The organism is Bradyrhizobium sp. BR14999, from assembly GCF_056106085.1.
Map to the genome: position 1 here is coordinate 1,592,919 of NZ_CM148536.1, position 14,571 is coordinate 1,607,489.

Below are 14,571 nucleotides of genomic sequence, written 5' to 3' on the forward strand. Positions count from 1 at the left end.
CACCGCGGAGGTAGTCTGGATTGCTTCGCTTCGCTCGCAATGACGGCGGCGAGACCGCCGCCTACCGCATCGGCGGTGCGTACTGCACGCCGCCGGCATTCCACAGCTGGTTCATGCCGCGCGGGATCTTCAGCTTCGACTTCTCGCCGATGTTGCGCTCGTACATCTCGCCGTAATTGCCGACGTGGCGGATGATGCGGACGGCCCAGTCCTTGGTGAGGCCGAGCTGTTCGCCGTAATTGCCCTCGGTGCCGACGAGGCGCATCACTTCCGGCTTCTTCGACTTCAGGGCCTCGTCGATGTTCTCCGAGGTGACGCCGAGCTCCTCGGCGTTGATCATCGCATACAGCGTCCACTTCACGATCATCATCCAGTCGTCGTCGCGCTGGCGCACGACGGGGGCGAGTGGCTCCTTGGAGATCATGTCCGGCAGGATCATTTGGTCGCCGGGTTTTGCGAGGTTCAGCCGCAGCGCATAGAGCTGGGAAACGTCGGCGCTCAGCGTGTCGCACTTGCCGGTGTCGTAGGCTTTCACGACGTCGTCGAGCTTGTCGAACTTCACCTCGTCATACTTCATGTTGTTGGCACGGAAGTAATCGGCGACGTTGAGTGCCGTCGTAGTGCCGGACTGGACGCAGACCTTGCTGCCGGTCAGGTCCAGCGAGGTCTCCTTGTTGCGCGAACGCGGCAGCATGAAACCTGCGCCGTCATAATAGGCGACCGCCGGGAAATAGAGATCGTAGTCGAGCTCGCGCGCCATGCTCCAGGTCGAGTTGCGCGAGAGGATGTCGACCTTGCGGCTCTGCAATTCCTTGAAGCGCTCGCTGGCGTCGAGTGCGACGAACTTCGCCTTGGCCGGATCGTTGAAGATCGCCGCGGCCACCGCGCGGCAGAAATCGACGTCGAATCCGGTCCAGTTGCCCTTGTCGTCGGGGATCGAGAAGCCGGGCAGGCCCTTGTTGACGCCGCACAGCACCTCGCCGCGGCGCACGGTGCGCTTCAGCGTGCGGGTGTCGTAGAATTCATAGACGATGGCCAGAACGGCGACCAGCACGGCGACCGCGAGCCCGATCAGCAGGCCGCCTCGAAAAGTGCGCATCATGTTGCTCTCTCGAAAAATCGGGAAATGGAATATTCGCGAAGGCGAGGAAGATTAGAGTTCGGGCTTCTGCCGGATGACGACCTTGGTCCCGACCGGGACCCGATCGTAGAGATCGGCGACGTCATTGTTGACGAGACGGAAGCAGCCCGAGGACACCTTGGTGCCGATCGTGTCAGGACGGTTGGTGCCGTGGATGCGGTAGACGGTCGTGCCGAGATACATGGCGCGGGCTCCTAACGGATTGCCGGGGCCGCCGGCCATGAAGCGCGGCAGATAGGGCTGGCGCTGGATCATCTCCGGCGGCGGCGTCCAGTCCGGCCACTCCTTCTTGTTGGTGATGTTCACCAGCCCCTGCCACTGAAAACCGTCGCGGCCGACGCCGATGCCGTAGCGGATCGCGCGCCCGCCGGGCTGCACCAGGTAAAGGTGACGTTCGGCAGTCGAGATGATGATGGTGCCGGGCGCCTCGGTGGTGCGGAAGTAGACCACCTGCTTCTGCCATTCCGGATCGAGCTGGTAGGCGTCGTCGGCGATCAGGCCCGGCTCGTCGCCGCGGTCAGGCTGCTGGGCGAAGGCTTGCGGCGTCGACAGGATCAGGCCGATCGCAGCCACGAGCATCCCGGTCAGGCGACGAAAATCCGTCATGTAAAGCTCTCCCCGCTGCCACAGCGCAAATCATTCAGCACCATCAAACCTGAGGGGCAAGTTCATGGCAAGTTGATGGCGCGCCGCCCTGATATGTCACGGCAATGCTTTGGTTTTTTGACGCGCCGGGCAATGCCACAAACAGGGGATGGCGCGAAAAGCAGTGATCGTGGCGCCCTGGCTCGGTGCGCTCCCTCCCACGCTTGCGGGGGAGGGCTGGGGAGAGGGTGTCGCCGCGGTGGGATTCCCCAAGAGGAGAGAGCCCTCACCCGCCGCGCGCGGGACGATGCTGCGCATCGCCCGGGACGCGTCGGCCTCTCCCGCAAGCGGGAGAGGCGGAGCAAACTCGCGGTGAGATCAACTTCGACAATTGGCGCTAGACGCCAATCAGATCCGGTTGCTCTCCGCCGCGATCCCGAGCCGCCGGACGATTTCTGCGCCTACGGCGCGGGCCTCGAGCCGCGATCCGATGCGGGGGCTGCGAAAGCGCCGTCCGGAGTGCAGCCGGATCACCACGATGCAATGCTCGTCCTCGGACCGGCCGCGGCGCTCGACCGTGATCGTCTTCACGTCGTGCCCCGCGATATGGTCGGCGCGCGGCGTGCCGTCGCCCCACAGGCGTTCGATGCGAATGTCCCCTTGCCGGATGATCCAGAAGGCGCCGGTCACGAGGTTGGCATATCTGTGCACGGCGAACGCGGCGATCGCGCCAACCGGCAGCAGCATGATGTCGATCGGGCCGGGCGGCAGGCCGCGCCAGAGCTTGTAGGCGTAGGGAACGGCGCACAGTGCGACGGCGATCAATGCAACGATGCGGATGTCGCGCGTGGGAAACGGCTCGAGAGGTTCGCCGAGATGCATCTCGGGATTGCTGGCATCGAGCGGATTGCGAGGTGCCTCGACGTTGGGAACGCCGAATTGCGCGGCGATCCGGGCGACGGTGTCGCGCACATGCGTGACGTCGGAGATCGGCGGGGACGTCAAGCGTTCCCCGGAGGCCAGCGTGAAGGCCAGCTGGAAACGGGCTTTCGCCCGCTTGCTGCCGGGAACCTGCAATTCCCTGACGTCGTCCTTGGCGACGACCCGCGTGCGGAGCTTTCCGAAGGGACGCTGTTGCCCGATCAGGATCTCGTTCGGGGTGATGATCCACACCACCGCCGGCGCCAGCATGATGCCGCAGACGAATGCCGCGCCCAGGAGGAGAGCGGCCACCGAGATGATCTCTTCCAGTGTGTCGTGCGTGAACAGGCCGGGCGTGAAGCACAGCGCAACCGCGGCCGCAGAGCCGGCCATGATCAGCCGCTGCGCGATCGAGGAGCCTTCACGAAGGCGGATGTCGTTGCTGGTGGTCGCGTCGTCCATCACGGGCGGCTGATTTCGTCGATGCGAAACTCCACGGACGGGTCCGTGGAGTCAAGCAACAAGGACGACAGATAAATCCGGCCGCGCGATGTCGGCGCGGCATCAGCTGTTCACGTTCAGGAGCCGCGCCACCGTACCGTCGATCTGGTCGTAGCTGCCTTCACCTTCGTGCTGGAACACGATCTTGCCGGTCTGGTCGATGATATACTGCGCCGGCCAATATCGATTGCGGTAGGCGTTCCAGGTTTTGGAAGCATTGTCCTGCGCCACCGGATAGGTGATGCCGTGGCGTTTCAGTGCAGCCTGCAAATTGGAGGCGGAACGCTCGAACGGGAATTCCGGCGTGTGCACGCCGACCACGACGAGACCTTTGTCCTTGTACTTGGCGTAGAGGTCGGTGACGTGCGGCAGTGTATTGACGCAGTTGACGCAGCCATAGGTCCAGAAGTCGACCAGCACGACCTTGCCGCGCAGGTCGGCCATGCTCAGCGGTTTCGAGTTGAACCAGTTGTTGATGCCGGTGAAGTCGGGCGCGGTCTGCTGGCTCGCGGCGGCGGTGACGATGGCGGCGGCGCGCGCGGCCTCGTCGCAGATGCCGGGGATGACGGCGCCTGATCCGGCCATGCCGATCAGGGCGGCGGCCACGGTGAGCAATTTGAAAGTCATGGACGAGTCCTCCGGTTGAGATGCGCGATGATCACAGGCCGATCTGGCCGGTGGGATAGAAGCCGGTGAGCCACGCCACGAACAGCGTGTCGTATTGGAAATAGGCGGCGACCGCGAAGGCGATCACAACGATTCCAAAACCCTGCTGCAGCCGCGGCGAGATGCGGGCGAGGCTGCGCACCCGCGTGGTCGCGGCCTGGCCGCCATAGGCGATCGCGAGCATCGGGATCGCCGCGCCGATGGCGTAGGCGACCAGCAGCGTGCCGGCCCAGGCCAAGTTCTTCGAGGTCGCAACCAGCGTCAGGATCGAGCCGAGCACGGGGCCGGCGCAGGGCGTCCAGACCAGGCCGAGCGTGGTGCCGAGCACGAGCCCGCCCAGCGCGCCCTCGCGCTGGGTGGCGCTGGAATTGCCGAGGTCGAGCCAGCCATTGAGCCGGATCGACAGCCATTCGAACGGCGCCGGCCACAGCATCAACAGGCCGAAGCCGAGCAGCAGGATCGACGCCGCCTCGCGCAGCACGTTCGGATCGAAATCGAACAGCCGCGTGATCGCACCGAGCAGCAGCGCGGTCGCCGAGAACGACATGACGAAGCCGAGCGCGATCATCGCCGGCCGCAAGTGCCCCGCGCGCCCGATCGAGGCGCCGAGCAGAATCGGCAGCATCGGCAGCGTGCACGGCGCGGCGATGGTGAGGATGCCGGCAAGGACGGCGAAGAGAAGTTCGAGCATCGGGCACTCGTGGAGGAAGTCACGAGGGCTGTTCGGGATGGATGCGTGGATCGTTACGCGCCGTCACGCGCTCGTGACGAAGCCGCTGTCTTTGTAGGGCAATTGCGTCGGCGACAACGGGGGGAGGGTTGGGGAGAGGGTGTCTCCGCAACGGGACACTCCCCAAGATGGAAAAACCCTCACCCGCCGCACGCGGGACGATGCTTCGCATCGCCCGGGGCGCGGTCGGCCTCTCCCGCACGCGGGAGAGGCGGGAGCCTGCCGCCGCACCTTCCGGCAAACACAAAACGACCCGGAGGGGGGCATCCCGTCCGGGTCGTTGGAGGTCCTTGGGAGGTTTAACCAAAACCGTATGTGAGCTTTATAGGAGGGAAGTTTTTCCGCCTGATGTTGTGCTTTGTTTCAATTGTTTCGTCGGCGGTAACACTTCCGTGTCCGGGGACAGAGCCAAAGGCGCGGCCCTATCCCATTGAATCCGTTGAGTTTAGGCGGCGAAGCGATCGACGCCGGCGCCCTTAAGCAAATCGGCCAGTTGCTTGCGGGCGTAAAACATCCGCGTTTTCACCGTGCTCTGGGGGATGCCGATGATCTGGCCGACCTCCTCCACCGACTTCTCATGGTAATAGACGAGGTTGATGATCTCGCGATGCGCAGGCGACAGCTTCTGCACGCAGGCGCGCAGGATGGCGCTGGTGTCGCTGCGGTCGAGCGAGGTCTCCGGCGTGTCGGAATCGTCGGGGATCTGACGCACATCCTCCTGGTCGATGTCCTCGAAACGGCGCTGGCGCATCGCTGTCAGCGCCTTGAAGCGGGCGATCGAGAGCAGCCAGGTCGAGACCTGCGAGCGGCCCTGGAATTGGCCGGCGGTCCGCCACACGTCCAAAAACACTTGGCTGACGAGGTCTTCCGCCGTGGTGGCATCGCGCACGATGCGCAGGATGAAACGGTAAACCCGCACATTGTGCCTGCAATAGAGGATATGCATGGCCGTCCGGTTGCCGCCGGCAATGCTTTCGAGAAGCATGTCGTCCGAAGTCGCCTGAACGGCAATGATGCTTTGGCTGGCCTGGGCGTTGATGGCAATGACGTTCGGCATGAAACTAGCTCCCCGTAGCGCCGCGACCGAGCGGCGTTTCCTTGAGGGAAAGTGTTAATCAGCCAACGTTTCGGGACGTCTGCACGAAAAGCGGAAAATGGTTTCGTGCGCTGCCAAATTGTTTCGTCGAAAGGGGTGTGACGAAACATTCGGAGCAAAAAAGCGTGGAATTTCAATGTACGGGAAATACGGGGGTGGGGATTGGCGGAGTGAGGAACGAATTTGGGGGTGTTGCGTTCGCTGCCGCCTCAAGCGTCGTCCTGGCGAAAGCCAGGACCCATAGCCACAGGATTGGGTTTGGCGAAGACTCGTGGTTATCAGCCCACGCGCCCAGAGCCTGTTGGGGTAATGGGTCCCGGCCTTCGCCCTAGGGCATGCACATATCTGGTGCGGCGGATTGACTCGGATCGGCCTGGGAGGATTCCAGAATCAGAGTTCTGTGTGATTCGTATTGCGGCACTCCATGATTTGGACGGGGTGCCGCGATGTTGTCACGGATTGACTGGACGCTGGGCCGGTTCGGGGATCGTCGTCTCGATAAAGGGGGGCGGCGTTCGTCGAACGCATGGTTGTGGGCAAAACTGTCTGCCTTCGGCAGCTCTCCAGGGGGAACCGCGCGCTGGAAGTGCGGTTCAACCGCTTTCTTGGCCATGACAAGGTGACGGTGGAGCGGATCATCGAAAGCTGGAGCGAAAGCACGGTCGCTGCGGTAGAGGGCCGCCACGTGCTGGCCATCCAGGACACCAGCGAGATCCACTTCAACACCACACCGCAACGCCGGCGCGGGCTCGGAGAAATCGGCAAAGGCAATAACCACGGCGTGCTGCTGCATCCGCTGCTGGCTGTGGATGCCGATGACGGCAACTGTCTTGGACTTTTGAGCGGGCAGATATGGACGCGCACAGGTCGCCGCACGACCTCGCACGACGATCGGGAGTTATCGGACAAGGAATCGCAGCGCTGGATATCCACTGCCATGGCGGCCAAGCCGCTCCTCACCAAGGCCACAGCGGTGACGGTGCTGGGTGACCGCGAGAGCGATATTTTTGCCCTTTATGCCAGCTCGGCCGAGCAACACTTCCACGTCATCGCGCGCAGCATGCATGATCGCAAGCTTGCCGACCGCAGCGGCTTGTATGAGGTCAGCGATGCCATGGCCGCGGTGGATCGGCGTGCGATCCAATTGCCTGCGCGCGCCGCGCGGCCCGCCCGCCTGGCTCACCTCGAACTTCGCTTTGGCGCAATCGAGCTCGCCCGCCCACAGAGTAAGTTCCTGCGCCATCTGCCGGAAAGCTTGCCATTGGCGGTGGTCGATGTGCGCGAGATCAATGCCGAAACCGGGGTAGAGCCGCTGCACTGGCGGCTTCTCACCTCTCACGAGGTTACCGGCATCGAGGACGCCTGGCGCATCGTCCAATGGTACAAGCAACGCTGGATCATCGAGCAGTTCTTCCGCATCCTGAAGACACAAGGCTTCAAGCTCGAAGACAGCCAGATCGGAACCGCCGATCGCCTTCTCAAGCTGGTCGCGATTGCCGCTAAGGCGGCCGTCATCACAATCCAACTTCTGCAGGCCCGCAATGGCAGTCGCCAACCCATTCTCGCTGCCTTCGACAACGGCCAAATTAACGTGCTCACCGCCCTCAACCGTCAACTCGAAGCCGGGAGCAAGCGATTAAAGAACCCACATCCGCCCGATAGCCTCGCTTGGGCCGCCTGGATCATTGGTCGCCTCGGCGGCTGGGACGGCTACCCATCGTCCAAGCCGCCGGGCCCGATCACCTTCAAGAACGGCCTCGAATACTTCCACGCCGTCGCAGCAGGATGGAGCCTCAGAGATATGTGCATGCCCTAGGGCCTTCGCCGGGACGACCCCGCGGGGGATGCCGCCCTACGCCTTCTCGCCGGCCGGCGAGAACAGATAGCCGCCGCCGCGGATGGTGCGGATCACGGCGGGCTTGGCGGGATCGGGCTCGATCTTGCGGCGGATGCGCATGATGCGGAGGTCGACGGCGCGGTCGAAGGCTTCGGCGTCGCGCGCATTGGCGAGCTCCAGCAGGCGCTCGCGCGACAGCACGCGCTTCGGATTGGCGGCGAACACCTTGAGCAGACCGAACTCGGACGCGGTCAGCGGATGCTCGTTGCCCTCGTCGTCGCGCAAGGCCTGCGCTTCGAGATCGAGCCATTTGGTGCCGAAGCGCACCAATTGATCCTTGTCGGATTTCGCAGCGCCGGCGTCCGGCGCAGCAGCCTTGGCCGGCCCGCTCCGCCGCAGCACAGAGCGGATGCGCGCCATCAGCTCGCGCAGCTCGCAGGGCTTTGCCACGTAATCATCGGCGCCGAGCTCGAGCCCGACGACGCGGTCGATCGGGCTCGCGGTCGCCGTCAGCATGATCACGGGCACGTTGATGCGGCTCTTGAGGTCGCGGATGATCGAGAGCCCATCTTCCTCGGGCATGTTGAGATCGAGCACGACGAGGTCGGGCATGCTGCCCTGGATCGCGGCGCGCAAGGACTTGCCGCCGTCGCACAGCGTCACGGTGAAGCCGTGCATCTTGAGATAATCGCCGACCATCTCCCGGGCCGGGGCCTCGTCGTCGACGATCATGATGTGCTGGCTTTGGGTCATGGTCTTGAGATCACGGCATTTCAGTCGCGGGAAGCGTGATGGTGAAGGTCGAGCCCGTGCCGGGCCCGTCGCTGTCGGCCGTCACCTCGCCGCCATGCATGTCGATAATACGCTTCACGATGGATAACCCAAGCCCTGTCGAGCTCTCGCCGGCGGTCGGCTTTGCCGACAGCCGCTGGAACCGGCCGAACAGGCGGCCGAGATCCTCCGGCGACAGGCCGGCCCCCTCGTCGCTGACGCGGACGATGGTTTCGCTGCCCTCATGGGTCACGGCCACGGCGATCTTGCCGCCGATCGGCGAGTATTTGATGGCGTTGCTGATGAGATTGTCGATCGCCTCGCGGATGCGGTCGGTGTCGCACATGGTGACGATGTTGGGCGGCGCGGCGACGCTGATCGTTTGCTGCTTGTTGACGGCGAGCGGCTGGTTGGCCTCGGCGACCTCCTTGACTAGGCCCGCGACGTCGACCGGCTCGCGGCGGATGGTGATGTCGAAGGCATCGGCCATCGCGTCCGAGATCAAATGATCGACCATCGTGGTCAGCCGCTTGGTGGCGTCGCGGATGTGATCGACCTGGGCGACCACGCCGCTTTGCGAGGCGCCAGTCGAGATCAGCTCCTTCAGCATCTCGGTGCGGCCGAGGATGACGCCGAGCGGATTCTTCAGATCGTGCGCGACGGTGCCCAAAATCTCGTTCTTGAAGCCGTTGGCGCGCTGCAGCCGCAGCCATTGCGCGGACAGGCGGCGGTTGGCCTGCATCAGCGCGCGGGTGCGCTGGGCGACACGGTCCTCCAGCTGCGTGTTGGCGTCCTGGAGCTGCTGGTAGAGGATCACGTTGTCGAAGGCAATCGAGAGCCGGCTGGAGAAGATCTCGACCAGCGAGCGGTCGGTCTCCGACAGCTCGCGCTCGGCCTGCAGCAGCACCACCACCTCGCGGCCGCTTCCGGTGCGCAAATAGATCACGCTGCGGTGGTCGGCGAATTCGTTCTTGCGGCGCTGGAACGCGGCCTCCACCATCTCGCGCAATTCGGGGTCGAGTGCCTTCGACGAGGTGGTGCCGATGAAGCGGCTGTAGCAGCCGCTGCCGGCGAGCACCGAGAGCTCGGGGTCGACGCCGCCATTGTCGCGCAGGACCAGGATGCCGGCGCAGTCGACGTTGAGCAGCGAGGCGAGCTGGGTCAGCACGCCCTCGGCGAGCCGCTGCATCGACTTGAAGTCGTACAGCGTCGAGGCCGCGTCGATGATGATCTCGAGCCCGCGCCGCGTCTGCACCATGCGCTCGAGCTGCTGATAGGAGCGCAGCGCGGCGGTCAGCGAGGTGAACAGCTTGTCGGCGGTGAGCTCGGTCTTGGCCTTGTAGTCGTTGATGTCGTACTGCACGATCACGCGCCGCTCCGGCGCCTGGCCGGGCTGGCCGGTGCGCAGGATGATGCGGACGGTCTCGTTCTTGATCTCGTTGCGGATGAATTCGACGAGCTCGAGGCCGGCGACGTCGGTCTCCATGATGACGTCGAGCAGCACGGCGGCGATGTCGCCGTGCTCGGCCATCAGCTTGCGACCTTCCGCCGCCGAATAGGCCGACAGGATCTCCAGGCTCTGGCCGTTGAGGCTGTAGTCGGACAGCGCGAAGCGGGTGCCGTCATGCACGGCCGGATCGTCGTCGATGACGGCGATCTTCCATTTTCGGGCGTTGGCATCCTCCGACGCGGTACCGGTGTCGTCGATCAGGTGGAGGACATCGTCCTGTTCGGCCATTGAGAAGTCCCGTCACTTTCTGTGCTTTGTGCGCCCTTGGCGATGCGGGGCATGATAATGCGAAAAGTAGTGCCTTGTCCCAGCTTGGATTCCAGCATCATGCGGCCGCCGAGCTGCTGGGTGACGAGGTTATAGACGATATGCAGGCCAAGTCCCGTGCCACCTTCATTGCGCCGGGTGGTAAAGAAAGGGTCAAAGGCCTGGCGCTGCACGTCCGGGGTCATACCGGCCCCGTCATCGGCGAAGCTGATCTCGATGTCGTCGGCCCCGCGCGGCCGCGCCGAGATCGCGATCGTGCCGGCGCGGCCGTCGGCGAAGGCGTGGTTGGCGGCGTTGAGGAAGAGATTGGTCAGGATCTGGCCGTAGGAGCCGGGATAGCCGTCGAGCAGCAGCCCCTCGGGCACGTCGACCTGAAGCGTGATCGGCGAGCGCTTCAGCACCGGGCGCAGGCTGGCGATGATCTGGTCGGTGGCTTCGCTTAAGCTGAACTGCCGCCGTTCGGCATGGGAGCGGTCGACCGCGACCTGCTTGAACGACTGGATCAGCTCGCCGGCGCGCTGCAGGTTGGCCACGAGCTGCTGCGAGGCGTCGCGCGAGGACTGCACGAACTCCTCGAGCTGCGAGCGGCGCAAGCCCCCGTCGCCCTTGAGCTGGGCCTCGAAGATCTCGCTACGTCTGGCAAAGCTCGACGCGACGGTCAGGCTGATGCCGATCGGGTTATTGACCTCGTGGGCGACGCCGGCAACGAGGCCGCCGAGCGCGGCGAGCCGCTCGGCGTCGATCAGATTCTGCTGCGCGGTGTTGAGCTCGAGCAGCGCGCTCTCGGCCTTCTCCTTCGACGCGCGCAGCTCGTCCTCGGTCTGGCGCTTGGCGATCGCGTTCTCGCGGAACACTTCCACGGCGCGCGCCATGGCGCCGACCTCGTCGCGTGCCTTGGTGCCCTGCACCTCGCGGTCGAGGTCGCCGAGCGTGATCGCGCGCATCGCCGCCATCAGCTGCTGGAGCGGCAGGCGGATCGATAGTGCGATCATCACGCCGGCGGTGAGGATGACGCCGAGGAAGATCACCGCGATCGACAGCACGCGGCGGGAAATGTCGGCCAGCGTGCGATCAAAAGTCGCCTGCGCCTTCTGCTCGCGCCGGCGCATCTTGGTCGAGAGGTCGTCGATGGCGCCGATCGCTTCGGCCTGACTGGCGTCGATGGTGTTGCGCAACAGATCGGTGCGGCTCGCCAGCTGCTCGGAGAGTTTTGCAAAGCCTTCGCGCAAGGATGCGGTGCGGTCCGCGAGCCGCCGCAAGGCCATGCGCTGAAGGTCGTTGTCGGCGAGGTCGATCATGACCGGGATGGTCTTCTCGATCGTCTCGGTGTTGCGCCGCGCGTCGTCGGCCGCGCCCGGTGACAGCGACAGATAGTAGGAATTGGCCGCGACCAGCATCGCGGTGAAGGCTTCGCGGGATTTTCCCAGCGAAGGCCAGATCAGCGCGTCGCGATGGCCGGTGGCGCCTTCGATGATGGAATAGAGGCCCGCCATGTCCTTGGCCGGGCCCTGCACCTGCTCCTCATAGGTCTTGGCGATGGTGGCCTGCACGCTGCGCAGCTCGCCAAAGCCGTTGAGGAAGCGGTCGGTGGTGCGCTCGAGCTCCTCGACCGAGCCCGACAACATCGGATCCTTGGTGGCGCGGTTGGCCAGCGTCCCCAGCACTGCCTCACGCAGCAGCAGGATCTCGGCGAACAGGTCCGGGCTCGGCTGGTTGATATAGCGGTGGATCAGGTTTTGCAGCCGCCCGGTCTCGCTTTCGAGCAGTGCCAGGATCCGGTCGGACTCGCGCACCTGGCGCACGTCGTCCCAGGCCGAGCCCAGCACCTGCGCGCCGTTCCAGATCATCGCGACCAGCACCACCACGACGGCGGAGTTCAGCGCCGCGATCGAGAGGATGCGCCAGCGGATCGGCACCGCCCGCAGCGCGCCGACCAGACGCGCGCGCAGGCGCCCGATCGGGCCGGGCGGCCTGTCTGTGGTCTCGCTGTGTCCAAGCCCGGCCAAGAGGCTCTACTCCACCTTGCGAATGCGTTCGATCAGCGCGGCCGCGGCCGGATCGCGCCCGGCCTTGGCATAGATTGGAGCCATCGCCTCCTCGAATGGCTTGCGGTCGATGTCGTTGATGATGGTGACGCCGGCGTCCTGGGCCTTGCGCTGCGACTGCTCCTCGAGGTCGCGCCATTTCTCGCGCATGAACCGGCTGGAGCGCTGCGCGGCCTCCTTGAAGATCGTCTGCTCCTCCGCCGAGAGGCTTTTCCAGGCCTTCAGCGAGATCACCAGCACTTCCGGGCTCATCGTGTGCTCGGTGAGTGCGTAGTGGCCGGCAAGTTTGTAATGGTCTGTCGTCACGAAGGATGGCCAGTTGTTTTCGGCGCCGTCGATCAGGTGGTTGGCAAGCCCGGTGAGCACCTGCCCGTAAGGCAGCTCGACCGGTTCGGCGCCGAGCGCACGCATCATCTGGCTCATCAACTCCGACTGCTGTACCCGGATCCGCAATCCCCTGAGATCCGCGACGCTCCTCACGGGCCGGACGCTGTTGTAGATCGACCGCGCGCCGGAATCGTAGAAGGCGAGCCCGACGAAGCCATAGGGCTCGAAGCTGTTCAAGATCTCGCTGCCGATCGGCCCGTCCAGCACCTTCTGCATGTGCTCGATGGACCGGAACAGGAACGGCATCGCCAGCACGTTCATCGCCGGGACGAAATTGCCGATCAGGGCGACGTTGGTCCGGTTGAGGTCGATGGCGCCGGCCCGGGTCTGCTCGATCGTCTCCTTCTCCTCACCGAGCTGGCGGGAGTGGAACACCTTGATCTCGTGCCGGCCGCCGGTGCGCTCGGCGATCAAGGCGCCCATGTAGCGCAGCGCCTGGACGGTCGGGTAATCCTCGGTCTGGGTGTCGGCGGCGCGAAATTCGCGTGCGACCGCGTCCGTCGTACAGACGGCAAGCAGAAGCGCGACGAAGATCACCCCGGTCCGCGAGAGTTCGGCACGGCTCAACACTGGCACACTCAACCCCTCAGTGGTGGAGTCTATGGCGGAAGGAAAAGGTTCAACGCAATCTAGCAAATGGTAAAGGGAAGGCCATCCCGCTCCGGGCGTTGGGCCGATTGTGCGGCGCGGCCGCCGCTCATTCCCGGTTGAAACTGCCAATGCCGCGCCTTAAGCAGGGCAGCCGACTTTTGTCGTGCGACACGGGAAGAGCCATCGTGATTTCAGCATTGCGCTTTTTGCAGGTCGTCGCCGTCCTTGCGGCTGTCACCATGGCCGCGCCAGTGCGTGCCGCCACCGACATTGCGCTATGGCACGCCATGTCCGGCGAGCTCGGCCGGCAGCTCGACAAGCTCGCCGCCGACTTCAACGCCTCGCAGTCCGACTACCGCATCGTGCCTGCTTACAAGGGCAATTACACCGAGACGGTGACGGCAGCGATCTTCGCCTTCCGCTCGCGCAGCCAGCCTGCCATCGTCCAGGTCAACGAGGTCGCCACCGCCACGATGACCGCGGCCAAGGGTGCGATCTATCCCGTGTTCAGCCTGATGCGGGACCAGGGCGAGCCGTTCTCGCTCGGCGATTACCTACCCGCCGTCTCCGGCTACTACACCGATGCGGCCGGCAACCTGTTGTCGTTCCCGTTCAATTCCTCGACGCCGATCCTGTACTACAACAAGACCATGTTCCGCGATGCCGGCCTCGATCCGGAGACGCCGCCGAAGACCTGGCCGGAATTGGGACTAGCGGCCAAGCGCCTGCGCGAACGCGGTGCGGTCTGCGGCTTCACCACCTCCTGGCCGTCCTGGATTCATGTCGAAAATTTCTCCGCCTTCCACAATCTACCGCTGGCGACGCGGGCGAACGGCTTTGCCGGGCTGGACGCGGAATTGACCATCAACAATCCGGTTCTCGTCAAACACATCGCTCAGCTCAGCGAGTGGCAAAAGACAAAACTGTTCGACTATAGCGGCCGCGGACAAGCGGCCGAGCCGCGTTTCCAGAAAGGCGAATGCGGCATCTTCATCGGCTCCTCGGCGACGCGGGCCGACATCAAGGCGAATTCGAAATTCGAGATCGGCTACGGCTTGATGCCGTACTGGCCCGACGTGAAGGGCGCGCCGCAGAATTCGATCATCGGCGGCGCCACGTTGTGGGTGCTGCGCGACCGGCCGCGCGAGGAGTACAAGGGCGTGGCGCGGTTCTTCGCCTATCTGTCGCAGCCGGGCGTGCAGGCCGCCTGGCACCAGAACACCGGCTATCTGCCTGTTACCCGCGCCGCCTTTGAGCTGACGCGGTCGCAGGGATTCTACGAGCGCAATCCTGGTTCGGCGATCTCCTTCGAGGAGATCACACTGCATCCGCCGACGGAGAACTCCAAGGGCGTCCGGCTCGGCTCCTTCGTGCTGATCCGCGGCGCGATCGAGGACGAGCTGGAGCAGGCCTTCGCCGGCCACAAAAGCGCGCAAGCAGCGCTGGATTCCGCCGTCGAGCGCGGCAACAAGCTGCTGCGCCAGTTCGAGCGCGCCAGTCCCGAGCGGTAGAATGTCGCGATT

At 64.5% G+C, this 14,571-nt stretch carries 12 protein-coding genes; 2 read left to right on the plus strand and 10 right to left on the minus strand.

Annotated elements, in window-relative coordinates; all coding sequences use genetic code 11:
• Positions 1–61 precede the first annotated feature (61 nt).
• The 6 genes from ACR9YP_RS07385 to ACR9YP_RS07410 all read right to left on the minus strand — a co-directional run bounded on the left by ACR9YP_RS07385 (position 62) and on the right by ACR9YP_RS07410 (position 5,601).
• On the minus strand, positions 62–1,099 hold the full coding sequence (locus ACR9YP_RS07385) for an amino acid ABC transporter substrate-binding protein (RefSeq protein ID WP_128937084.1): 1,038 nt from the start codon (positions 1,097–1,099) through the stop codon (positions 62–64).
• Between the two features lie 54 nt (positions 1,100–1,153).
• The gene (locus ACR9YP_RS07390) at positions 1,154–1,747 is read right to left on the minus strand and encodes a L,D-transpeptidase (protein WP_370990390.1); all 594 of its coding nucleotides are present in this window, start codon (positions 1,745–1,747) and stop codon (positions 1,154–1,156) included.
• Positions 1,748–2,134: 387 nt separating this feature from the next.
• Entirely contained in the window at positions 2,135–3,109 is a 975-nt protein-coding gene (locus ACR9YP_RS07395; RefSeq protein ID WP_438103435.1) for a hypothetical protein, read from the minus strand.
• Between the two features lie 102 nt (positions 3,110–3,211).
• On the minus strand, positions 3,212–3,775 hold the full coding sequence (locus tag ACR9YP_RS07400) for a thioredoxin family protein (protein ID WP_438103434.1): 564 nt from the start codon (positions 3,773–3,775) through the stop codon (positions 3,212–3,214).
• Positions 3,776–3,806: 31 nt separating this feature from the next.
• Entirely contained in the window at positions 3,807–4,505 is a 699-nt protein-coding gene (locus ACR9YP_RS07405; RefSeq protein ID WP_438103433.1) for a cytochrome c biogenesis CcdA family protein, read from the minus strand.
• A 484-nt stretch (positions 4,506–4,989) separates the two neighbouring features.
• A complete protein-coding gene (locus ACR9YP_RS07410; RefSeq protein ID WP_091887231.1) occupies positions 4,990–5,601 on the minus strand; it encodes a sigma-70 family RNA polymerase sigma factor in 612 nt (203 codons plus the stop codon).
• Between the two features lie 565 nt (positions 5,602–6,166).
• Between ACR9YP_RS07410 and ACR9YP_RS07415 the strand changes: the two genes are divergently transcribed.
• Positions 6,167–7,456: an IS4 family transposase gene (locus ACR9YP_RS07415; protein WP_438103448.1), complete on the plus strand. Its 1,290-nt coding sequence runs from the start codon at positions 6,167–6,169 to the stop codon at positions 7,454–7,456.
• 36 nt (positions 7,457–7,492) lie between these two features.
• On the opposite strand, the gene ACR9YP_RS07420 is transcribed toward ACR9YP_RS07415, so the two are convergent.
• Genes ACR9YP_RS07420 through ACR9YP_RS07435 form a run of 4 tightly spaced genes read right to left on the minus strand, consistent with a single transcriptional unit; the run spans position 7,493 to position 13,033 of the window.
• Complete coding sequence (locus ACR9YP_RS07420) at positions 7,493–8,230, minus strand: response regulator (RefSeq protein WP_474219287.1); 738 nt, start codon at positions 8,228–8,230, stop codon at positions 7,493–7,495.
• 10 nt (positions 8,231–8,240) lie between these two features.
• Positions 8,241–9,986 carry an ATP-binding response regulator gene (locus ACR9YP_RS07425; RefSeq protein WP_128956082.1) on the minus strand — a complete coding sequence of 582 codons (1,746 nt, stop codon included), beginning with the start codon at positions 9,984–9,986 and terminating at the stop codon, positions 8,241–8,243.
• Positions 9,956–12,031 (minus strand): sensor histidine kinase, encoded by a 2,076-nt coding sequence (locus ACR9YP_RS07430; protein WP_474219290.1) that lies wholly within the window; start codon positions 12,029–12,031, stop codon positions 9,956–9,958. Before ACR9YP_RS07430 ends, ACR9YP_RS07425 begins: the two co-directional genes overlap by 31 nt.
• 6 nt (positions 12,032–12,037) lie before the next feature.
• Positions 12,038–13,033, minus strand: coding sequence for a TRAP transporter substrate-binding protein (locus tag ACR9YP_RS07435; protein ID WP_438103431.1), 996 nt, complete (start codon positions 13,031–13,033; stop codon positions 12,038–12,040).
• A 143-nt stretch (positions 13,034–13,176) separates the two neighbouring features.
• Here ACR9YP_RS07435 and ugpB point away from each other — a divergent pair, with 143 nt between their 5' ends.
• Positions 13,177–14,559, plus strand: coding sequence for a sn-glycerol-3-phosphate ABC transporter substrate-binding protein UgpB (gene ugpB, locus ACR9YP_RS07440; RefSeq protein WP_438103430.1), 1,383 nt, complete (start codon positions 13,177–13,179; stop codon positions 14,557–14,559).
• Positions 14,560–14,571 lie beyond the last annotated feature (12 nt).

Excerpts from the sequence above, each read along its gene's own strand:
- ACR9YP_RS07405 (WP_438103433.1), bottom strand. The coding sequence starts at position 4,505 with ATGCTCGAACTTCTCTTCGCCGTCCTTGCCGGCATCCTCACCATCGCC.
- ACR9YP_RS07390 (WP_370990390.1), bottom strand. The coding sequence starts at position 1,747 with ATGACGGATTTTCGTCGCCTGACCGGGATGCTCGTGGCTGCGATCGGC.
- ACR9YP_RS07385 (WP_128937084.1), bottom strand. The coding sequence starts at position 1,099 with ATGCGCACTTTTCGAGGCGGCCTGCTGATCGGGCTCGCGGTCGCCGTG.
- ACR9YP_RS07395 (WP_438103435.1), bottom strand. The coding sequence starts at position 3,109 with ATGGACGACGCGACCACCAGCAACGACATCCGCCTTCGTGAAGGCTCC.
- ugpB (WP_438103430.1), top strand. The coding sequence starts at position 13,177 with ATGCCGCGCCTTAAGCAGGGCAGCCGACTTTTGTCGTGCGACACGGGA.
- ACR9YP_RS07400 (WP_438103434.1), bottom strand. The coding sequence starts at position 3,775 with ATGACTTTCAAATTGCTCACCGTGGCCGCCGCCCTGATCGGCATGGCC.
- ACR9YP_RS07415 (WP_438103448.1), top strand. The coding sequence starts at position 6,167 with ATGGTTGTGGGCAAAACTGTCTGCCTTCGGCAGCTCTCCAGGGGGAAC.
- ACR9YP_RS07420 (WP_474219287.1), bottom strand. The coding sequence starts at position 8,230 with ATGACCCAAAGCCAGCACATCATGATCGTCGACGACGAGGCCCCGGCC.
- ACR9YP_RS07410 (WP_091887231.1), bottom strand. The coding sequence starts at position 5,601 with ATGCCGAACGTCATTGCCATCAACGCCCAGGCCAGCCAAAGCATCATT.
- ACR9YP_RS07425 (WP_128956082.1), bottom strand. The coding sequence starts at position 9,986 with ATGGCCGAACAGGACGATGTCCTCCACCTGATCGACGACACCGGTACC.